Source organism: Pseudomonas sp. H1_F01 (assembly GCF_054681425.1).
Genome location: NZ_CP162823.1, coordinates 2949457 through 2971649, shown reverse-complemented (window position 1 = coordinate 2971649; position 22193 = coordinate 2949457). Strand labels below are relative to the sequence as shown.

The window sequence follows — 22193 nt, the reverse complement described above, 5'->3', positions numbered from 1 at the left end:
ACACCAGGAAAACAGGAGGTCGATACTTGACTCGTCGTCATCCCGACGGCCATGAGCTCAGGAAAAGGACTTCTTATGACCTCGCCCTCCCCGGCTGACAGCCCCTCTGCCCTTGCGCAAACCGTCAGCCAGTCATTCGCCGACCGCCCGACCTTCGAGCAAGTCGCGCAACAAATGCTCCAACAGGCCATCAAGGCCAGATACCCCTCGCTGACCATCGACCTCGCCAAGACCCAATTGGCCACACCCAATGCGATCACCCGTGGCTGGCACTTTCAACCGTTCATGCCGCGGGTGCTCGAATACCTGGCCCTCGGCACCTCCGTGGATTTCAGCCCCCGGGGAAGTCTTGATTGCTACCTCTCCGACACGCCGCCGCAGCGCCTTTGGCCACGGGATGAAAAGCTCGACATGCAGGTCATCGAAAAACTGCTGCTTGAACTGCCCTCGACCGCTCCAATCGGGCTGGAAGACGCACTGACCCGTTATTGGAACGCTGACATCGGCCCCCGCCCGCAAACCGATGCCCCTGTCCGCACCAGCCGCTGGCAATGGCTCAGCGACACACTCAAGAACATGCTGCATATCCGGGGGCTGCAACAGCCAGGACTGACCGAACCGGCACGCGAGACCCTGGCCCAGATCGTCCGCTGGCCGGACCGTGAACAACGCTTTAGCCACAATGTCCCGCCCGTCTACGCCTACAGCCTGGAAAGCACTGTCACCCAAGGCACCTCCAGCAGCGTGCTGCCCAGCAACGAGATCCTGCTGCTCCATTACACTCGCTACGGCCTCGTCATTGTGCTTTGCAGCCCCGGCAGCGCCGTGCAGTCCTTCGAGTCGATGGAAGCCTTCAACCAGTATTGGGGCGAACGGATCGCCAGTCGCTATGTCGTCGACACCGTGACCTGTCAACGCTACGAAATCGACGGGCATGCCTTCGACACCCAGGCCGCCATGATCTTGGAGCAACAACTGGCCGATGTGCAGGCGGTACAGTTGCCCTCCCGAATCGGCCTGCCAGACCTCAAGACGCTCTACAGCGAGCTGAGCGATCCCGCTCGCTATCTGCACGACGCGCCGCGCCTCACGCCTGAAACATCGGCACGACTCGGGCCGTTGCTGCCCGAATGGCTGAAAAAAGCCTCCGTCGTCGATCGAGCAACGTTCCAGCGATGCAGCCTGGCACTGGCCAGCCTCAAGCAACGCACTCAAGGACGTCCCGCACTCAGCGACATCAAGGCTTTTACCTCGGACGCATTGCTCACGCAGATGGGCAAGACTAACGACAGCAGCCCGGCCAAGGTGCAACCCAGTCACTACCAACCCGACGATGTGGTACTGACGTTCACCGTCTCGGCGGGATACCCCGGGACCGTTGGCATCCGCGCGAAAAGAACGATGAGCCTGACGCAACTGGCCATCGACAACCTCGTCGCACGCCCCAGTGGCAACCTGCAACTCAGTCATCGCCGGGGTCTGGCCTTGCCTGCCTGGTTGACGCCGGACTTCATTACCCGAAGGGGCGGGCTGATCGAACAGGTCGACATCGGCACGGTTTATCCGCGCTACCTGCAACAAGCCCTATTGAGCGACTCGCCTCAAGCGCAGGCATTTCAACGGACGTTCGCCGAACAACTCCCGGCGCAGTTGCCGCTCGAGGCGCTGCAGCAAATGCTCGACAACAAAAACGGCATGACTCGCCAAGGACTGCATCTGATCGAGGCCCTGCTGCAACCCGATGCTGAGGACCGACAGGTTGACGGTCGCCCCGTGGTCATTCGACACCTGGCCTTCCTGCGCAAGCCCCAGGCCCGGCCCGACCTCGTGAGCAACATGTTCATCGTCGAGGCGCAGGACGCCAGAACGGGCCCGCACCTGTTGTATCGCCCCCTGTACGCGCCCGTGCTGTTGGAGTTTGCGACGCGCCAGGCACTGTTGCAGTCCGTCGTGAGCGCCGCAGACTTGCAGAACAGCGTCCTGACCTGGATGTCCGACGACGCACGCCCGGTGTATGCCAATGGCGGCTTCCTCGAACCGCACATCGTGCGTTTCTTCGAGGGCGACGAGTTCAGCGTTCCCGAAAAGCCCGTTCCGGCAACGCTCGCCGTCGACGCCGGCAACGATGAACTGCTGCAATACCTGCGCAACGGCAAATTGATGCAGTACCTCTACGGCTGCAACGCCCGAGCCCTGGTCACCCAGGCCGACCGCAACTCTGTCTCCAACAGCGAAAGCCGCTGGGCGGTGTTACTCAAGGGCGGCAGCCTGCTGTTCAATACACTGCTGTTTCCGTTGCTGCGCGGCCCGGCCATGGCCACCGTCTGGCTATGGAGCCTGATGGCCAGCGCCAGTCAAGATATCCCGGCCCTGAGCAGTGACGATCCGGCAACGCGGGAGCTGGCCACCGTCGATTTGCTGGTCAACCTGGCCATGCTGGTGAGCCATTTTCCCGCCGTCCGTGCACCGGTTCGCGCAGTCACGCCCGCATCGATCAAGGACCAAGCGATGCGTGCCCCCGCGCCACGTGTCGTTGCACAGCAGTGGCCCGAACCGACCTCGCCGAGCGTTCTGGAAGGATCCGTCGCCTTGCCTGGCGAACAACCCAGCAGGTCGCTGGACTTCAGTTTCAGCAGCCCTCGCCGTCACCTGACGCAGGAACAACGCACCCGCATACGACGCATGCAGGTGGCGCGTCCGACTGCCTTGCCTGAGCCGATTGGAAATGGCCCGTTCAAGGGCTTGTACGTGATCGCCAACAAATGGCACGCGTTGCTGCAAGACGGGCTGTACCCGGTCAACCCGGACCCGGACGGCAGCACCACGATTGTCGACCCGCTCGACCCGACACAGACCGGACCTGCGCTGCAATCGGACCTGGACGGCAACTGGTCCCTTGACCTGCGCTTGCGCCTGCGCGGCGGTGCGCCGCCCAAGCGCCTGGCTGACCAGCGTCGCCTCAATGCCCACAAAGCCATCGAGCTGAGCGCTGAAATGAACAATTACCTCGCCCAGGAGAACGAACGACAACGATCCCTGGACATTGCCCAACAAGTGATGACCCGGCTCGAGGAAGGAAACGCCTATACCGAGGAACAGCGCGCGCCAAAACGAAAAGTGTTTTATGACCTGCTCAACGAGCAGACCGACATCTATTTGAAACTGCTGGACAGTGCGCCCGAGCGCGCAAGACTGGGCATTGGCTTGCCCTCTGGAAGCGTCCGCGGGCTGATGGAGAATGTGGTCAACAATGCCCGCAAGGCCTTCCTGGTCGTCGAGATGGATCAACGGGCCCTGAATGCCGCTCACCCGCAGTTTTCCGGAACGTTTGTGGAAGAAGCCGTGGTTCGCGACATGCAGGGCTACGTGATGTTCCTTGAAGCCATGAGCGACATCAATGATCGCGCCATCCATTGGCTGCAACTCAAGGATGAGTACCTGGAGAAGCTATTGAACCTGGATTCCGTGGGAGCCCAGGCATTCGAACGCCTGACCCGCGGCCGTCCGCAGAATGAACGGAATGTCATAGGCACCAAGGCCCTGCAATTGGCCGCCCTGCCGATGCTGGCCATCAAACACCCCGAAACCAGCTTGCCCGATAGCCTGTATCGCATCGTCAGGCCATTGGCCGAGCAGGTGCGCTCCCACGCTGACCTGCAACTGTACGACCTGACCGCCTCTGAGCAGCTTGAGGTACTGACCAGCCTGACCGAGCATTATGGCGAGGCCCTCGACGCGTTGCAGGGCATGAAGGCGCTTTATGTCGACGATATCAACGAGTCCTATTTCGACAGGCTGGCCACGCTGCTTGACAGCCTGTACCAGGACGCTTCCGGAAGACTGGCGGCAGAAGTCAAACCCGAACCGACACCGCGCAAGCGTGCGCCCAAACGCCCGAAGACGCACTCCGGGCGCCTTCAGAAAAAGGTGATCAAGACCCGCAGGAGTGGCGTTCTGATTGGTGACCTGAAACCTGCCGGCACCTCCTTGCCGATTGAAGTCGTCGAGTTGCGCTCCGAAGTCGACAATCAGGTGCTTGCCACCTATTCGCGTCACGACGACGTATGGGACGTTGTCGACGTACACCGACCGGTTCCAGCCCCCAGGACCCGATCGATCAACGCGATCAACGGCGATGCGCGAACACTGCTGGAGGAACTGGAGAAACGTCTCCGCCGCGCTGAAAGCTATAAAAAGCGTTGCCGTCATCCTCAGGAAATCGAGGAGATCATGAACAATGAGGCAAGTCGCTTCCGCACGCTTTCTGAAGAACTCGACAGGGCCTTCGCCGCCTCACAAACGCCACGCACAGCGGCTGATCAAGCGCTGGGTAGACAGTTGGCCGAGGCCATCTCCAGACTGACGTCCAGGGGCAGCGCCCTGCGTGTCCAACTGAGCCTGCACCTGCCGCCCACCGACGGCAACCTCCAGTACCTGTTCGAAAAAGACCTGGTTCAAGTTGCACGACTGGGTGAACGCAAGGCCTTGAAAGGAGCCCGCCAGGATTTCCTCCAGGAATATGCCATCAACAACCGGGACGGCTTCCCCCTTTGGTATGCGCATTTTCACTACGAAAAAATCGATACGCCGAAAGCCGACTACAGCGTCGCGCACCTGAAAACCAAGGCACAACGCAGGGAAGACTATCACTCGCTGCTCGCCAAGGCTGATAGCCCCTACGCGGTGGTGAATGTGCATCGAGGGAAAATCGGCAAGCTCATGGCACAGAGCAAGTTCTTGCCGTTGGCGCCTGATGACAGCGATGCATCAGGCTGACCTCGCCACCGAGGCTGTAAAAACCTGTGGGAGCGAGCTTGCTCGCGATTGCGCACTGACATTCAACACCTTCATTGACTGTCACAGCGCTATCGCGAGCAAGCTCGCTCCCACATTGGGCAGGTTCTACCGTCGATCAATGCGCAAACAACGAATTACCCTTCTGCCCCGCCAGTTTCTCAGGCTTGATCAGGAACCGCGCCAGCGCCGGCAGCAGCCACAGCGCGCCGAACATGTTCCACAGCAACATGAACGTCAGCATCAACCCCATGTCCGCCTGGAACTTGATGGCCGAGAAGATCCAGGTGCAAACACCGATGGCCAGGCACAAACCGGTGAACAGCACCGCCTTGCCGGTGGATTTCAGCGTCTGGTAGTAAGCCTCCTGCAACGGCAACCCGGCGCGCAGGAAACTCTCCAGGCGGCTGTAGATGTAGATGCCGTAGTCCACGCCAATCCCCACGCCCAGTGCCACCACCGGCAGGGTCGCGACCTTCACGCCAATGCCCATGAACGCCATCAGGGCGTTGCCCAGCACCGAGGTCAGCACCAGCGGCAACACGATGCACAGCGTCGCCGCCCAGGAACGGAAGGTGATCATGCACATGGTCGCCACGCAGATGTACACCAGGATCAGGATGGTCAGCTCCGATGCCTTGATCACCTCGTTGGTGGCCGCTTCGATGCCTGCGTTACCGGCGGCAAGGATGAACTCCAGGCCATCGCGGTTGTTTTCCTTGGCGAAGTCCTGCACCGCCTTCACCGCGCGGTCCAATGTCTCGGCCTTGTGGTCGTTAAGGAACACCAGCACCGGTGCCAGGGAGCAACTGTTGTTGTACAGGCCATCGGCCCGGGCGATGGAGTTGTTCAGCACGTCAGGGTTGCGCGACAGGGTTTCCCATTTCAGGTTGCCCTCGTTCATGCCCTTGATCATCTGCTTGGACACGGTCACCAGGGAAATCGCCGACTGCACGCCCTCGGTGTTCTGCATCTTCCACATCAGCTCGTCGATGGGGGCCATGGCTTCATAGCGCGAGCAGCCTTCGGCCTTGGTCTTGACCATCACCACCAGTACATCGGAGCTGGTGGAGTAATTGCTGATGATGAAGTTGTTGTCCTGGTTGTAGCGCGAGTCCGGACGCAGTTCCGGCGCGCCCTGGTCCAGGTCGCCGATCTTCAGGTTCTGGCTGTACCAGAGCCCACCGCCAAAGGCGATCACCGCCAGGGCAATGGACACCGGCGCGACCTTGGCGCTGGCGAAGTTCGACAGCAGGCGCCAGAACGGATGTTCGCGGGTCGCGTCTTTCTTGCTGCGCTCGACCGCACGCTTGCTGATGCCAGCGTAGGAGATCGCCACCGGCAGCAGGATCAGGTTGGTGAACACGATCACCGCCACGCCGATGGAGGCGCCAATGGCCAGTTCGCGGATCACGCCGATGTCGATGATCAGCAAGGTGATGAAACCCACGGCGTCCGCCAGGATCGCGATCATCCCCGGCAGGAACAACTGCCGGAAGGTGCGCCGCGCCGCTGTCAGGGCGTTGTCCGCATCGCTGGACTGCAAGGCGATGCCGTTGATTTTCTGCACCCCATGGGAAATGCCGATGGCGAAGATCAGGAACGGCACCAGCATCGAGTACGGATCCAGGCCGAAACCGGCCGCATGCATCAGCCCCAGTTGCCAGACCACCGCCACCAGGGTGGTGGTCAATACCGCGACGGTACTGCGCATGCAGTTGGTGAACCAGTACAGCAGGATCAGGGTGATGACGAAAGCCACGCCGAAGAACAGCACCACCATGACCAGGCCGTCGATCAGGTCGCCGACCTTCTTGGCGAAACCGACGATATGGATCTGCACGTTGGGGTTCTGGGCTTCGAACTTGTTGCGGATCTTGTCTTCAAGCTCGTGGGAAAACTTCCGGTAGTCGAGGGCGAGCAACTTGCCCTGGTCCTGCGGGTCGGGATAGGACTCCAGCAGCGGGATGTCGATGATGCTCGACTTGAAGTCGTTGGCCACCAGGCGCCCGACCTGGCCGGACTTGAGCACGTTATTACGCAGCAGATCGAGGCTGTCGGCCGAACCGTTGTAGCTCTGGGGGATCACCTCGCCGCCGGCGAAGCCCTCCTCCGTCACTTCGGTCCAGCGCACGCTCGGGCTCCACAACGACTTGAGCCCGGAACGGTCGACGCCGGAGATGTAGAAGACCTCATCGTGGATCTGACGCAGGGTCTCCATGTATTCCTTGGAGAAGATGTCGCCGTTGGTGGCCTCCACGGAAATACGCACCGTGTTGCCCAGGTTCGCCAGGTCGTTGCGGTGCTCGAGCATCTTCTGGATGAAGGGGTGCTCGAGGGGGATCATTTTTTCGAAACTGGTGGACGGCCGGATCAGCGTGGCCTGCCAGAACAGGAAAATGCTGACCAGCAGGCAAATGATGATCACTGCCGGGCGGTTGTTGAAAATCAGGCGCTCGAGGAACGTCGCCTTGTCTTGGTGATGACTGCTCATGGGGTCCGCCTTCTTGTTTTTGTGCCCGTCTTGCAGGCGTGACTCATTTGCTCAGTTCGGCGCCGGTGGACGTGGTGGCACGAACGCCACCTTGCCCCGCCAGAATCAGGTTGCCGTTGCCTGCCGCCGTGACGGCCGCCACGGAAATTCGGTCCGGGCGGTTGAACACGCTGAAGGTCTCGCCGTCGTCGGTACTGCGCACGACGCTGCCGCCGTTGCCGACAATCACGATGGAACCGTCCGCCAGTAGCGTGGCGCCTGACAGGCCGAACTCCAGGGCACCGCGCGCGGCCTTGAGCTCGACCTGATCCCAAGTGCCGCCGAAGTCAGTGGAACGATAAAGGTTGCCGCGCAAGCCATAGGCCAGCAACGTCGAAGGCTGGGCCGTACCGATGACCCCGAACAGCGAGCCTTCGTACGGGCCTTCGACCTTTTCCCAGGTCTGGCCCCAGTCGGCGGAGCGGAACATGCTGCCAGCCTCGCCGACAATGAACAGCCCGGCATCTTTCACGGCGGCTATCGCATTGAGGTGGAACTGGTCTTCGTTTTCGAGGCGGTCGCTGGCGTCTTCCCAGTGCTTGCCGCCGTCGGTGGTTTCCAGCAGTGCGCCGTAGGCGCCCACGGCGAAACCGTTGCCGGCATCCTTGAACCAGACGTCCAGCAGGGGTGCTTCGCGGGTGAGGTCTTCGAATTGCTTGGTCCAGCTGCTGCCGCCGTCATCGCTGGCGAGGATCTGCGCGTCGTGCCCCACGGCCCAGCCGTGTTTGTCATCGACGAAAAATACCGCCGTGAGCAGTTGGCGAGTCGGCACCTTGGCCTGGGTCCAGGACTTGCCCTGGTCGTCCGAATAGACAATGTGCCCGCGGTCACCGACCGCCACCAGGCGCTGGCCGGCGTGGACCACATCGAGCATCAGGGTTTTGCTGGCCTTGGCCGATTCGACGGAATAGATGACATCGGACGTCGACGCCGCAACAGCCATCACCGGTGCCGACAACACCGCAGAGCCCAGCAGCGAGAGCGCCGAAGCCAGCAACGCGACTCTGCGCAGCATCGGCGGCCGGCTGCGGCCCACAGCCATGACAGGCTCATTCATAGACCTTTCCCCCATTATTATTGTTATGGCTTGGTACGTTGCCAGTCCTGGAGCATAGTCCTGAAACCTGCAATCTAGAGCCACTTCGGAAGCAGACCTATCCTATCGGGCTTTCGAAAGGTCTGACAATCGACGCCACGTTATCTTTTGTTAACCGGGGGGATATCGGCCAAGGGTGAATCAGAAGACATTCGTGAGGGTGATGAATGTGGCGAGGGGATTTATCCCCTCGCCACAAAGGTAAGGCAGTGCCTGTTTATGCCAGGCTCTTGCTCACCACCTCGAACACATCGGCGGAAAGCGCGCCGGATGCCAGGATGCGCTCCAGTTCGGCCTTCATCAGCGCCTGGCGGGCGCTGTCGTATTTGCGCCAGCGAGTCAGCGGGGCCAGTTGCCGGGAGGCGATCTGCGGGTTGAAGCCATTGAGCTGGATGACCAGGTCCGCCAGGAAGCGATAACCCGAACCGTCGGCCGCGTGGAAGTTGATCAGGTTCTGCCCGGCAAACGCCCCCACCAGCGCCCGCACCTTGTTCGGGTTCTTGATATTGAACGCCGGGTGCTCCATCAGCGCCTTGACCCGCGCCAGGCCACCCGGCGCCGGGCTGCCGGCCTGGACGCTGAACCATTGGTCCATGACCAGCGGGTTGCCCTTGAAGTTTTCCGAAAACACTTCCAGCGCCTTGGCCTTCTCGGCTTCGAATGGCGAGTTGACCAGCACCGCCAGCGCGGTCAGGCGCTCGGTCATGTTATCGGCGGTGTCGAACTGCTCCAGGGTCGCACTCAGCACCTCAGGCTTGCCGGTGAGCATCAGGTACGACAGCGCGATGTTCTGCAACGCGCGACGGGCGAAATGCTCGGCCTCGGCCACGTAAGGGGTTTTCTTCGACAGGTCGCGGTTGGCTGCATAACGCAGCCAGAGGGCTTCGAACAGGTTCTCGGCCAACTGCTGGCGGGCAAACTCACGGGCGGCATGGATCGCCTCGACGTCAGCCACTTCGCTGATTTCCGTCAGGTAGGCTTCGCTTGGCAGCGAGAGCATTTCGGCGACCATGGCCTGGTCCAGGGACTCGTCCGACAGCACGCTGCGCAGCGCACTGACCAGGCGCGGGTCCAGCACCAGGCTGGCGCCCTGCTGATGCTGGGCGATCAGTTCCTGCAGCACCTGGACCGACAATTGCTGGCCGGCATCCCAACGGTTGAACCCGTCGCTGTCGTGCTGCATGAGGAACATCAACTGGTCGCGGTTGTACGGAAAGCTCAGCTTCACCGGCGCCGAGAAACCACGCAGCAACGAAGGCAGCGGCTGTTCGGCGATGTCGACAAAGGTGAAGGTCTGCTCGGCTTCGGTCACCGAGATCACTCGGGACGTGCCGTCTGCCGCCGCTTCACCAGCCAGGCGCAGAGGGATTTCAGCACCCTGGCTGTCCAGCAGGCCCAGCTCCACGGGAATCACGAACGGCAGTTTTTCCTGCTTGTCCGGGGTCGGCGGGCAACTCTGGCTGAAGGTCAGGCTGTAGGTCTTGACGGCGGCATCATAAGATTCGCTCACCGCCAGCCGTGGTGTACCGGCCTGGCTGTACCAGCGCTTGAACTGGGCCAGGTCGACGCCGTTGGCATCTTCCATGGCCTTGATGAAGTCGTCGCAGGTCACGGCCTGGCCGTCGTGGCGTTCGAAGTACAGGTCACTGCCCTTGCGGAAACCCTCAGGCCCCAGCAGGGTGTGGATCATGCCAACCACTTCCGAGCCCTTTTCGTACACGGTCAGGGTGTAGAAGTTGGAGATCTCGATGAAGCTGTCCGGACGCACCGGGTGCGCCATGGGGCCGGCATCTTCGGCGAACTGGTGGGTACGCAGGTACGCCACGTCCTGGATGCGCTTGACGGTGGCGGAGTTCATGTCGGCCGAGAACCCGGCGTCGCGGAACACCGTGAAACCTTCCTTGAGCGACAGTTGGAACCAGTCGCGACAGGTCACGCGGTTGCCCGACCAGTTATGGAAGTATTCGTGGGCAACGATCGCCTCGACCCGCTGGTGCGCGGCATCGGTGGCGGTTTCGGCGCGGGCCAGCACGGCGCTGGAGTTGAAGATATTGAGGCCCTTGTTCTCCATGGCGCCCATGTTGAAATCGTTGACCGCGACGATCATGAAGATGTCCAGGTCGTACTCGCGCCCGTACACCTCTTCGTCCCAGCGCATCGACTTCTTCAGGCTGGTCATGGCGTGCTGGCACTTGTCGATGTTTTCCGGCTCGACGTAGATGCGCAGCGCTACGGTGCGCTCGCTCAGGGTAGTGAAGGTGTCTTCGACGCACCACAGGTCACCGGCCACCAGGGCAAACAGGTAGGCCGGCTTCTTGAACGGGTCTTCCCAGGTCGCCCAGTGCCGGCCGTCTTCGCCGGGACCGCTGGCAATCGGATTGCCGTTGGACAGCAGCACCGGATAGCTGTGCTGCTCGGCCACCACGGTGGTGGTGAACTTGCTCATCACATCCGGGCGGTCCAGGTAATAGGTGATCTTGCGGAAACCTTCGGCCTCGCACTGGGTGCAGAACATGCTGCCGGACTTGTACAAACCTTCCAGGGCGGTGTTGGTTTCCGGGTGGATCCGGACGGTGGTGTCGACCGTGAAGGCCTGGGCCTTGGGGTGAACGGTCAGGTGACTGTCGTCCAGTTGATAGTCGCCCTGCCCCAGGTCGGCGTCGTCGAGCTTGAGCGAGAGCAGTTCCAGGTGCTGGCCATCGAGCACCAGCGGCGGCAGCCCGGCACCGCGCTCGGGGTTGCGGCGCATCACCAGTTGCGCATGGACCAGGCTGTGGTCCTCGAACAACTCGAAGGTCAGGTGCGTCTCATCGATCAGGTACTCGGGCGCCTGATAGTCCTTCAGGTAAATCATCTTCGGTTGTTCGGTGCGCATAGGTCGAATCCTTCTACTGATGCACGGCGAGCTGGTAGGCCGTGTATTTACGAATATTGATCACGCCGGTGTCAAAAATCAGGTACTGGCCCTTGATCCCCAGCAGCGTGCCTTCGGCGATCGGGTTCTTGTCCAGGTTGAAGCTGACGATCTTGGCCGGGTATTGCTCCACCGGATAACGGATCTCGATGGGTTCGACGTCCGCTATGGTCTGGATCGCTTGCAGGCCGAATCGTTCCTGCAACCCCTGCAATCCCTGGGCGCAGCTTTCGAACAGCGAGTCACGGATCGCCGGCAGGTCCACCGCCACGGCGTCGCCCTTGAGCAAGGCGCGCCAGTTGGTCTTGTCCGCCACCTGGCTGCGGAACAGGTCTTCGACAAACCCCGATTGCTGGCGGGTGGCGACCCGCAGGATCGGCAGCGCCTGGCTGGCGCCCTGGTCCAGCCAGCGGGTCGGCAATTGCGTGGCGCGAGTGATGCCAACTTTCACACCCGAGGAATTGGCCAGGTAGACCACATGATCGGTCATGCAGAACTGCTCGCCCCAGGCCGGGTCGCGGCAGGTGCCCGCCTCGTAATGGCAACGCTCGGGGCTCATGATGCACAGGTCGCACTGGGCCAGCTTGGTCATGCAGGGGTAGCAATACCCCTGGCTGAAGCTGGTCTTGGTCCGGCGTCCACAGTGGGTGCAGTGGATCGCACCGAGGTACTCCAGGCGCACCGTGCTGCCGATCAACGGGTTGACCGGCACCTCGACATCGCCCAGGCGAAAGGCGTATTGAACGGTCGGCCCGTCAAGGCGCGCCGACATCTTGCTGATTGCACCGCGGCCAATCTCGATCAATGGATGGCGTCCGACTTGAACAGGATATTCGGCACTTCAGTGGACTTCGAATGGCATTCCTGCGCGCCCATGTAACCAGTGCGCTCCTCTTCGGGCAGGTTCTGGATTTCCCAGGCGATCATCGCCTGCAACGAGAGTTCGCGTTGCTCGGCGGTGAGCTTGTTGCCATCGGCCCATTTACCGATTTCCACCGCCAGTTTCAGGCTCCGGTAGATGTCGGGTGTGATGTTCTGGATCATTTCGTTGAAGGAAGACATGGGTTCTCCGCGCAAATCGCGCATTCTCAAAAGGCACAGGCGCCGGTCAAAGGGCCATTTTACGGCGAGCGAACAGCCCGCCCAACAAACCCGTGAAGCATCCGACGAGCAGCCCGCCGACGTGGGCCGCATTGGCGATTTCACCGAAACCGATCAGCGAAACCAGCCCGGACAGGCACAGCAGCAACCACACCAGCATCATCACCAACACCCCACGGGGCAAGTGATAGGCCGGGTTCGGTGCGAGCAATTGGTAGATCCAGCAATGGCCCAGCAGGCCGTACAACACCCCCGACAACCCACCGAACAACGTCGGGCCGCTGAAAAAGTACTGGGCGAAATTGGAGACGAGGCTGAACAGCAGCGTCAGCCCCAGCAAGTTGATGCCACCCTGGCGCGCCTCGATCCGCCGTCCCAGTTCCCAGTACCACATGCCATTCATGGCGATGTGCAGGAAGCCGAAGTGAATCAGCATCGGTGTCACCAGGCGCCACCACTGCCCCGCCGCCAGGCTATCGGCCAACGGCGTGAACTGGATGTAGTCGCCAACGACGCGGAACTCGAGGAAGGTCAGCCAGCGCAGGGCCTCAAGATTTTCCCCTAGCAGGGTGACCGCACTGACGATCAGGCTCAGCAACAACACCACGGCCGTCACTGGGCTGCGCGTCAGTTGCTGGACAAACCCCGCCCGCCGGGAAGTGCCACCCGTGTCTGACAGCTCCAACTGCTGGTCGGGATCGCCAGCGGGAAAACGCGCGTACAACGAACGCACGTCCTCACTGATTTCATCCGGCACCCAGAGCACCTGCTCGCCCGCCTCTTCACTGACGCGATGGGGCACCTGCATGCGTTGCAGCAACTTGACGAAGCCGCTCAGGTCCACTGCCAAGGGCAGGCGCAAAACCGCGACGACGCTCATTGCACCACCTCCGGCCGCTCGACATCCACCCAGACGAACTTGTGCGGATCCAGGCGGGTTTCCTGGTCGAGGCGATAGGCGACCAGCTTGCCGTAGAGCACCGCGCTGTAATCCAGGCAGGCCAGGTTCGGGCGAATGGGCGCGGGCTTGCCGCTGCGCCAATAGTGGCCGACGAACAGCAACGGTTCATGGACGCCATAGCGCAGCAGGTTGTTTTTTTCATCCGGTGACAGCGGTGTGCGGGCCACCGGTTCTGGCAAGGCGTCGGGCTGGAAGACGATGTCGCCGTAGGTCTGCGGGTTGTCTTCCCAGAACTTGGTGCGAAAAAACGAACGGGTCAGGCCATCGCCACCGGTCAGCGTCAGGCCATGGGGCAGGCGCATGTCGGTGCCACGTAGCAAACGATCGAACACCGTGCTGGCAAAACTGCCCGGTTGCGCCGAGGCCTGGAGGAAATGCTCGTCGACACAACCGTCCGGGAACAGGCCACGCAGCGGTTCGATCAGGCCCGAATCCCAACAGGCATGCACCACCCGGAACCGGCCGGCGTCGACAAACAGCGGCAGCTCGTAGAACCACTTGAGAAAGTCATGCCAGTCGCCGGGATGCTGCTCGAACTGGGTCAGGGTCTCGTTGAGCAGGCGAGCATGACGCGGCGTGTGTTCGCGCACGTAGCGCTGGCCGCTGCCGGGCAAAGCCGGTGTGCTCCAGCCCAGGGCGTTGAACTCGTGGTTGCCCATGATGCACAGCGCCTGGCCGGCCACGACCATGTCGTGGACGATATGCAGCGCCTCGCGAATCCGCGGGCCACGGTCGATGATGTCCCCCAGGAACACAGCCATGCGCGACGGATGCCGCCAGACCCCGCCCTGCTTGTGGTAACCGAGTCGGTCCAGCAGGTGTTCCAGGGTCAGGGCGCATCCATGCACGTCACCGATCAAATCGTAACTGCGCGCAGGATCGAGCATCAGTCGCCTCCACCCCCCAACCGACTGCCCCAGCCGAGCTTGGTCCGGCAGACTTCATAGTAATTGTGATCCAGCGGATGGATCAGGCGCAGCTTCTGCGCTTTCTTGCTGACGGTGATGGTGTCACCCGGCGCGCAGGTGAAATGGTTCTGGCCGTCACAGGACACTTGCGGGTAGATCTGCATATCCTTGGACACGACGATTTTCAGCTCACTGTTGCCATCGACCACAATCGGTCGCCCAGACAAGGTATGGGGGTACATGGGCACAATCACAATAGCGTCGAGCTTGGGGTGCATGATCGGTCCGCCGGCCGAGAGCGCGTAGGCCGTGGAACCGGTCGGGGTCGCGACGATCAGGCCGTCGGCCTTCTGGCTGCAGACGAACTGGCCGTCGATGTACAGCTCGAATTCGATCATGCGCGTGGATTTGCCAGGGTGCAGCACCACGTCATTGAGGGCATCGCCCTGGCCGATGGCCTCGGCGTGACGACGGACCTCGGCTTGCAGCAGGAAGCGGTTTTCCACCAGGTAGTGGCCGTCCAGCACCTCGGCGACCTTGGTTTCCAGCTCGTCAGGGCGGATATCGGTGAGGAACCCCAGGCTGCCCCGGTTGATCCCCAGCACCGGGATATTGTGCCGCGCCAGGGCCCGGGCGGCCCCCAGCAGGCTGCCGTCGCCGCCGACCACGATCACCATGTCGCAGACCTCGCCCAGCATCTTGCGCGACGACGTCTGCAGGCCATGGCCCGGCAAGACTTCGGCGATGGTATCTTCGAGGATCACATGCAGGTGTCGCTCCAGGAGGAAACGTTTGAGACGGCGAACGGTGTCCAACACCTGCGAACTGCCCAGGCGACCGATGATGCCGATATTGCGAAATTGCTCCATGAGGCTCCTGCGAGGGTCTGCGACGGGCGAAAACCACGATTATGGGCGAAAGCGCTCCATAGACAAAATCCTTTAAGCCTTTCGCAGCAGCTATGCTCGCAAAATGATCCTGTTCCCTGAATTGCTGGACTTGCCCCGCCGCCTTCGCCATCCCGAAGTGCGCGACCTCGCGTGGGCGATCATCGCCCCGCCGATGCTCATCGACACGCCCTGGCCCCAGCGCCATCCCCTGGCCGGCAGCGACTGGGTACAGGCGCCTGATCAGCTGGAGCACTGGCTGCGACAACTGGACCGCGACAGCTACCCGCTGCTGCACTGCCTGTCCCTGGGACGGACGCGACGCCTGGGCCTGTATTACGAAAGGCTGTGGCAGTTTGCCGTGCAGCACGCTCCTGGCATCGAGCTGATTGCCGCGAACCTGCCGATCCGCCACGAAGGCCATACGCTGGGCGAACTGGACCTGCTGCTGCGCGATCGTGACGGCATCCATCATCTGGAGTTGGCGATCAAGTTGTACCTCGGCCCGCAGCAAGGGGATGGCCGGGACACCGCGCAGTGGCTCGGGCCGGGCTGTCATGACCGACTCGACCGTAAACTGGCGCATTTGCGCGAGCACCAGCTCCCCATCTCGGCGCGCCCGGAAAGCCGCGAGGCCTTGGCAGCATTGGGCATTGAGCCGACCGGCCTCGAGGTGTTCCGCTCCGAGCTCTGGCTCGGCGGCTACCTGCTCTACCCCTGGCCGGGCCACGCCGACCCGCCGACCGGTGCGCATCCCCGGCATTTGCGGGGCAGTTGGCTGCATCAGCGGGATTGGCCTGCATTCGTCGCCCAGCGCCCACCTGGGCGCTGGCAACCCCTGCCCCGCGCCGCCTGGTTGGCCCCGGCGCATTATCCGGCGGAGCAGACCTGGAGCACCGCGCAACTGGACGCCTGGCGACTGGACCTTGACCCGATGGCGCCAGCGCAACTGATGGTGCGCCTGACTGAAAATGCCGAGGGGGAGTGGGAAGAAGCCGAGCGGGTGTTCCTGGTGGCCGATCTCTGGCCGGATGTGCCGGGCCAAAACAGCTGAGTTTTGGAGTGTCTGCCAGGGCCTCATCGCGAGCAAGCTCGCTCCCACAGGGGAGCACATTCATAGAGGAGAATGCATTCCAATGTGGGAGCGAGCTTGCTCGCGATGAAGCCAACTCGGTCTAGAGTGACAACCGCACCGCCAGCGCTGCCAATGTCACCAGCAACACCGGCACTGTCAGTACGATCCCGACCTTGAAGTAGTACCCCCAGCCGATCTGGATGTTCTTGCGCTCCAGCACATGCAGCCACAGCAAAGTCGCCAGGCTGCCGATCGGGGTGATTTTCGGGCCCAGGTCGCTGCCGATGACGTTGGCGTAGATCATCGCCTCCTTCACCACCCCGGTGGCCTGGCTGGCATCGATGGACAAGGCGCCGACCAGCACCGTCGGCAAATTATTCATGGCCGACGAGAGCAACGCCGTCAGCACGCCGGTGCCCATGGCCGCACCCCACACGCCATATTCGGCGAAGCCGTCGAGCCAATGGGCCAGGTAGCCGGTCAACCCGGCATTGCGCAGGCCATAGACCACCAGGTACATGCCGAGGGAGAAAATCACGATCTGCCAGGGCGCTTCCTTCATCACCTTGCGGGTGGAAATCTTGTGGCCGCGGGCCGCGACAGCCAGCAGCAACGCAGCACAGACCGCGGAAATCGCGCTGATGGGAATCCCCAGCGGCTCCAGCGCAAAGCAGCCCAGCAGCAGGATCACCAGCACCACCCAGCCGGCATAAAACGTTGCCTTGTCGTGGATCGCCGTCGCCGGATCATCCAGTTGAGCGGGGTCGTAGTCGCGCGGGATGTCGCGACGAAAGAACCACAGCAAGATCGCCAGGCTGGCCGCCACACTGACCAGGTTCACCGGCACCATGACCGCCGCGTAGCGGTTGAAGCCAATGCCGAAGAAGTCCGCCGAGACGATGTTCACCAGGTTCGACACCACCAGCGGCAGGCTCGCGCTGTCGGCAATGAAACCGGCACCCATCACGAATGCCAGGGTCGCCGCTGGGGAAAACCGCAACGCCAGCAGCATCGAAATCACGATGGGCGTCAGGATCAACGCCGCCCCGTCATTGGCAAACAGGGCCGACACCAGCGCGCCCAGCAGCACCATGAACGCAAACAGCTTGCGCCCGCTGCCCTTTCCCCAACGGGCCACGTGCAAGGCCGCCCAGGCGAAGAAGCCGGCCTCGTCCAGCAGCAGGCTGATGATGATCAGCGCGACAAACGTACCGGTGGCGTTCCAGATGATCTGCCAGACCAGCGCAATGTCGCCGACCTGCACCACCCCGCTCAACAACGCCAGCAGCGCGCCGAGCGTCGCGCTCCAGCCGACGCCAAGCCCCTTGGGCTGCCAGATCACCAACGTAATGGTCAGCAGGAAAATCAATGACGCGATCAGCATGCGCAACAGCCTTGGAAGAAGGATAGAAAAGTGGGAATCAGACGTGACGAAGAACGGCCTGGTGGTGCGAAGGGGCGAATATATGGAAATTCGAATATCCAGTAAAGCGCGCAGATGAATGGCCGATGTCGCGAGGGAGGCTTTCCCACTGTGGGAGCAAGGCTTGCCCGCGATGAACGATATCGCGGTTCAGCTGGTAAACCGCGCTGCGGCCATCGCGGGCAAGCCTTGCTCCCACAGAAAATCACTCCGCCACAAAGGTGCTTGGCTTGAAGCTGTGCAAAGAGATCAAGCCTTCTTGTGTTGCTCGACCCACTTGCCGTAGGCATTGATGAACGTCTGCAGGAAGGGCCGTACCGACTCCGACAGGTTGCCCGCCTCGTCAAACGCCGTCCCGGCACCGCTCAGGTAGGCTTCCGGCTGCTGCATGCAGGGAACGTCAAGGAATACCAGCGACTGGCGCAAATGATGGTTGGCACCAAAACCACCGATGGCGCCCGGCGAAGCACTGATCACCGCGCCCGGCTTGCCACTCAGGCAACTCTGGCCGTAGGGACGCGAGCCGACGTCGATGGCGTTTTTCAGCGGCGCCGGTACCGAGCGGTTGTACTCAGGCGTGACGAACAACAAAGCGTCGGCCGCGCCCACCTGCTGACGGAAAGTGCTGTAGGCTGCCGGAGGGGAAACATCGATGTCTTCGTTGTAGAGCGGCAACTCGCCGATCTCGACGATGTTCAGTTTGAGGTTGGCTGGCGCCAGGTCAGCCAGTGCCAGCGCGACCTTACGGTTGATCGATGCCTTGCGCAGGCTGCCCACTAAAACGGCCACTGTGTAGACATTACTCATGAGAGGCTTCTCGACTGTCGGCTCAAAGGAGCCTGTAGTTATAGATGATCGGGGTGACAATTGGACCAGTGGAGCGACAAAAACCGGCCGGTTGGACTATTTTTTTCATGTAGGAAAACTTACCGCGCTTGACCAGGGTCTACAGAACCGCAAATCGAGTGATTTATTTCCAGAGGTTCTAAGCAATGGCAGCAGTACTTGTCGGACAATTTCATGCGCGGGACGTCGAAGGTCGCGTCTATCTGGTGCATGAGTTCCATGAATCGACCCCGTCGCCCGACGGAAACGGCAAGGAGCCTGTCACCACCTATAAACTGGCTATCGGCGATCGCGTCAACAAACGCGACGACGGCAAATTTGTTCTGGTGCAATCTCAAGTCGAATTGACACGCGAACCGGAAACGCCACTGCAAGCTCAAGCACCCACCGAAACGCAAATAGCTTCATAACTGGCAGTTATGAGCAGAAGTCACGCCCGAACTTGGGTTAGGATTCGGCCACTCAATGACTCACCCGCCGAACACGGACTTCTTGCATGCGTTTACGCCACATCGAAGTGATCCAGGCGCTGCTGCAGACCGGCCACCTCGGCACGGCGGCCGAATGGCTGCAATTGCCAGTGGCAGAGGTCGAGGCGATCCTGCGCGATGCCGAGGCGCAGCTGGGCTTCATGCTGTTTGCCAGTGTGCGCGGGCGCTTGCAGGCGACTCGGGAAACTCTCGAACTGCGCGACGGCATCACGCGGGTGTACGACACCCTCGAACCGGTGCAGCGCCTGGCCAGCAGCCTGAAACACTATCAGGCGCCACCCTTGCGCATTATCTGCACCCCGCCGCTGGCCCAGCAGTTGCTGCCCCAGAGCATCGCCGCCCTGCGTCGCCGCCATCCGGATGCGCCTTGCACCCTGCTCAGCCAACCGACCCGCGACATCGTCCACAGCCTGCTGTTGCGTGAAAGCGACCTGGGCCTGAGCTTGCACGACCCCGAGCATCCCGACATCCATTGCCAGATGATCGCCCAGGGCAAACTGCAATTGCTGGCACCTCACGGCTGGCTGCAACCACGACAGAAATACATTTCGCTCCAGGACCTGGCGGGCCAGCCGTTGGTAGGCCTGGATGGCCATGACCCACTGAGCCCTGCCTTCGAGCATAAACTGGCGGCGCTGCGTCCGGCGCCAATGATCCAGATCCGCGTCCAGACCCATCAGATGATGCGCGCCATGGTCGAGGCCGGCGAAGGCCTTGCCATCGTCGACCCGTTCACTGCCTCAGGCGCCAAGGGCAGTGGCCTGGACGTCTGCCCGGTATCGCCCGCCATTGCGATTGGTCTCTATGCCCTGAGCCTGAACGGCACGCAGCCCTCACCCGCCGTCCAATCGCTGCTGGAACGGGTTACGGAACAAGCCGAGGCGTTGCTGAGCCACTGATCGACATGCCCAGCGGATCATCGAACAGCCGGTACCAGAACAACGCCACTTCGTCGGTATGCCGGTCAATGCCGCGATAGCGCAGGTGATCGATACCGCCGAGCACGTAGCCGCAACGCTCATAGAGCCGGCAGGCACCCAGATTGTTGTTCTGGGTCTCGAGCATGATGCCCGGCAGTTTTTTCTTGCGACTCCAGAACTGGGCGACATCGAGCAACGCCTTGGCCACCCCGTGGCGACGGGCTGGCGCATGCACCGCCAACTCGTCGATGTGGGCATAGCCGTTCCAGTTGGTACTGACCACCAGATGCCCCACGGGCTGGTCGTCGAGATAAGCCATGAAGATCTCGCTGTCCGGGGCATTGCGGAAGCTGCTGAATTCCTCGGGATCGATGCCATAGCACTTGCGATAGGGAACAATGGGCGTCACCGGCCATTGGTTGACGGGCCGGCCGATCTGCGCCGTCGCGTAGTCGCTGACTTCGAAGCTGAAGTCACTGCCCCAGATATAGGCGGCAAAGCCGTCATCGACGATGCGCACCGACAACCCGGGGTGTTTGGGATTCATGACCGGTTGCATACTGGGGAAGGTCCTCATTCCTTGAGACAACCAACGGCGTGGTGCCATCCATTGCCCTTGCCTTTCAAATCTTCACACATCAAGCGGGATCCGTAGCCTGCCCGTTACCTCAGGTTAGAAGGTCGTGGCGATTGTGGCGAGAAATGAAACGAAAGAGAGTGACAGGGGAGCAACGGGTCAGTTCGCCGTAGCCTGCGACTCGGCCAACTGCGTCCACAATGCCGGAGCACCTGCGGACTTGGCGATGGCTTCCAGACGCGCGGCATGTTCGGCCAGGTCGCTCTCGCTGGCGCGGATAATCCGCGATGGTTGGCGGTCAGCGGGCAAACGCCGGATTTCCGTGGCCTGATTGCCAGAGCCTTCACCGGTACCGTTGCCGTCCGAGGCGTTACCGGCCAGGGACAGGCTGGTCTGGCCGCCGGTCATGGTCAGGTAGACGTCGGCCAGGATCTCGGAGTCGAGCAAGGCGCCGTGCAGTTCACGACCGGAGTTGTCGACGCCGTAGCGCTTGCACAAGGCGTCGAGGCTGTTGCGCTGCCCAGGGTGACGTTCCCGGGCCATCATCAGGGTATCGAGGATGGTGCAATGCTGGGTAATGTCAGCCCGGTCGTGCTGACCCATCAGGGCGAATTCGTTGTTGATGAACCCGACGTCGAACGCCGCGTTGTGGATGATCAACTGCGCGCCCTGGATGAATTCGAAGAACTCATCGGCCACTTCGGCGAAACGCGGCTTGCCCACCAGAAATTCGTTGGTGATGCCGTGCACGCCGATGGCGCCCTCGTCACTTTCGCGATCCGGTTGCAGGTAAACGTGGAAATGGCGACCGGTCAGGCGCCGGCCGATCAGCTCGACACAACCGATTTCAATAATCCGGTGACCATCGGTCACCGGCATGCCGGTGGTTTCGGTATCCAGTACTACAGATCTGTTGGCCATCAGTGTTCAGCTCTCAGCGGGCAGTCTTGCAAAAGCGCGGATCTTAACACGCTCTTGTGGCAAGGGGATTTACCTGGGAGCCAGGCTGGTGGAAGCAAGTGATGAGCGAAAGCAAACACTGTGGGAGCAAAGCTTGCTCGCGATGAAGATCATGCGGTCTTTCAGGAAAACCGGGGCGCCTGTGTCGCGAGCAAGCTTTGCTCCCACACAAGCGCCTCGTCACAGGAGGGTACATCCGGCTGAATCAGGCCTGCTTGAAGCCCCGAACCTCATCGACCCCACGATTGGCCAACTGGTCGGCCCGTTCGTTGCCGTGGTGGCCGATGTGGCCGCGCACCCATTTCCAGGTGACGTTGTGGCGGCTGACCTGTTCATCCAGCAGCTTCCAGAGGTCGGCGTTTTTTACCGGTTCCTTCGCCGCCGTCTTCCAGCCACGTTTCTTCCAGTTCGCCATCCACTCGTTGATGCCCTTCATGACGTACTGCGAGTCGGTCACCAGCAACACATCGCAAGGCCGCTTGAGCTCTTCCAGGCCACGAATGGCGCCCATCAGCTCCATGCGATTGTTGGTGGTATTGGTTTCGCCGCCCCAGAGTTCCTTCTCCACGCCCTTGCACACCAGCAACGCGCCCCAGCCGCCTGGACCGGGGTTGCCCTTGCAGGCGCCATCAGTGAAGAGTTCTACGCTATCGCTCATGCCAATCTATCCAAAAAAATGCAAAGGCCCGCCGATCGGGCCCGACAAC

General features: G+C 61.6%; 17 protein-coding genes. 4 read left to right on the top strand and 13 right to left on the bottom strand.

All coding sequences use genetic code 11. The annotated features are described in order from the left end of the window. Positions 1-75: 75 nt before the first annotated feature. Entirely contained in the window at positions 76-4776 is a 4701-nt protein-coding gene (locus AB4O09_RS13765) for a dermonecrotic toxin domain-containing protein (protein WP_460108338.1), read from the top strand. 136 nt (positions 4777-4912) lie between these two features. Here AB4O09_RS13765 and AB4O09_RS13760 read toward each other — a convergent pair whose 3' ends face one another. The 8 genes from AB4O09_RS13760 to AB4O09_RS13725 all read right to left on the bottom strand — a co-directional run bounded on the left by AB4O09_RS13760 (position 4913) and on the right by AB4O09_RS13725 (position 15176). Then, the gene (locus AB4O09_RS13760; protein ID WP_003202691.1) at positions 4913-7288 is read right to left on the bottom strand and encodes an efflux RND transporter permease subunit; all 2376 of its coding nucleotides are present in this window, start codon (positions 7286-7288) and stop codon (positions 4913-4915) included. A 43-nt stretch (positions 7289-7331) separates the two neighbouring features. Next, the gene (locus AB4O09_RS13755) at positions 7332-8384 is read right to left on the bottom strand and encodes a WD40/YVTN/BNR-like repeat-containing protein (RefSeq protein ID WP_039012259.1); all 1053 of its coding nucleotides are present in this window, start codon (positions 8382-8384) and stop codon (positions 7332-7334) included. A 256-nt stretch (positions 8385-8640) separates the two neighbouring features. After that, complete coding sequence (pepN, locus tag AB4O09_RS13750) at positions 8641-11298, bottom strand: aminopeptidase N (protein WP_460108335.1); 2658 nt, start codon at positions 11296-11298, stop codon at positions 8641-8643. Positions 11299-11311: 13 nt separating this feature from the next. Next, positions 11312-12142, bottom strand: coding sequence for a DUF2797 domain-containing protein (locus tag AB4O09_RS13745; RefSeq protein WP_003202699.1), 831 nt, complete (start codon positions 12140-12142; stop codon positions 11312-11314). Further along, the gene (locus AB4O09_RS13740; RefSeq protein ID WP_003202701.1) at positions 12139-12399 is read right to left on the bottom strand and encodes a YeaC family protein; all 261 of its coding nucleotides are present in this window, start codon (positions 12397-12399) and stop codon (positions 12139-12141) included. Before AB4O09_RS13740 ends, AB4O09_RS13745 begins: the two co-directional genes overlap by 4 nt. A gap of 46 nt (positions 12400-12445) precedes the next feature. Next, a complete protein-coding gene (locus AB4O09_RS13735; RefSeq protein ID WP_003202703.1) occupies positions 12446-13318 on the bottom strand; it encodes a rhomboid family intramembrane serine protease in 873 nt (290 codons plus the stop codon). Further along, positions 13315-14289 (bottom strand): metallophosphoesterase, encoded by a 975-nt coding sequence (locus tag AB4O09_RS13730; protein ID WP_172681412.1) that lies wholly within the window; start codon positions 14287-14289, stop codon positions 13315-13317. Before AB4O09_RS13730 ends, AB4O09_RS13735 begins: the two co-directional genes overlap by 4 nt. Next, positions 14286-15176 carry an NAD(+) kinase gene (locus AB4O09_RS13725; RefSeq protein ID WP_003202709.1) on the bottom strand — a complete coding sequence of 297 codons (891 nt, stop codon included), beginning with the start codon at positions 15174-15176 and terminating at the stop codon, positions 14286-14288. The genes AB4O09_RS13730 and AB4O09_RS13725 overlap by 4 nt, the downstream gene beginning before the upstream one ends. Positions 15177-15279: 103 nt before the next feature. Between AB4O09_RS13725 and AB4O09_RS13720 the strand changes: the two genes are divergently transcribed. After that, the gene (locus AB4O09_RS13720; protein ID WP_027911847.1) at positions 15280-16248 is read left to right on the top strand and encodes a DUF1853 family protein; all 969 of its coding nucleotides are present in this window, start codon (positions 15280-15282) and stop codon (positions 16246-16248) included. A 121-nt stretch (positions 16249-16369) separates the two neighbouring features. Here AB4O09_RS13720 and AB4O09_RS13715 read toward each other — a convergent pair whose 3' ends face one another. Continuing rightward, entirely contained in the window at positions 16370-17653 is a 1284-nt protein-coding gene (locus tag AB4O09_RS13715; RefSeq protein ID WP_003202715.1) for an arsenic transporter, read from the bottom strand. A 288-nt stretch (positions 17654-17941) separates the two neighbouring features. After that, positions 17942-18499 carry an NADPH-dependent FMN reductase gene (locus AB4O09_RS13710; RefSeq protein WP_003202716.1) on the bottom strand — a complete coding sequence of 186 codons (558 nt, stop codon included), beginning with the start codon at positions 18497-18499 and terminating at the stop codon, positions 17942-17944. A 185-nt stretch (positions 18500-18684) separates the two neighbouring features. On the opposite strand from AB4O09_RS13710, the gene AB4O09_RS13705 reads away from it, so the two are divergent. Both AB4O09_RS13705 and AB4O09_RS13700 read left to right on the top strand, forming a co-directional pair. Beyond that, positions 18685-18948: a hypothetical protein gene (locus AB4O09_RS13705; protein ID WP_003202719.1), complete on the top strand. Its 264-nt coding sequence runs from the start codon at positions 18685-18687 to the stop codon at positions 18946-18948. 86 nt (positions 18949-19034) lie between these two features. Next, the gene (locus AB4O09_RS13700) at positions 19035-19928 is read left to right on the top strand and encodes a LysR family transcriptional regulator (protein WP_003202721.1); all 894 of its coding nucleotides are present in this window, start codon (positions 19035-19037) and stop codon (positions 19926-19928) included. On the opposite strand, the gene AB4O09_RS13695 is transcribed toward AB4O09_RS13700, so the two are convergent. The 3 genes from AB4O09_RS13695 to rnhA form a co-directional block, all read right to left on the bottom strand. Beyond that, on the bottom strand, positions 19894-20508 hold the full coding sequence (locus AB4O09_RS13695) for a GNAT family N-acetyltransferase (protein ID WP_003202723.1): 615 nt from the start codon (positions 20506-20508) through the stop codon (positions 19894-19896). The genes AB4O09_RS13700 and AB4O09_RS13695 overlap by 35 nt on opposite strands. Before the next feature lie 177 nt (positions 20509-20685). Next, on the bottom strand, positions 20686-21447 hold the full coding sequence (gene dnaQ / locus AB4O09_RS13690; protein ID WP_013693564.1) for a DNA polymerase III subunit epsilon: 762 nt from the start codon (positions 21445-21447) through the stop codon (positions 20686-20688). A gap of 244 nt (positions 21448-21691) precedes the next feature. After that, entirely contained in the window at positions 21692-22144 is a 453-nt protein-coding gene (rnhA, locus tag AB4O09_RS13685) for a ribonuclease HI (protein WP_003202727.1), read from the bottom strand. Positions 22145-22193 lie beyond the last annotated feature (49 nt).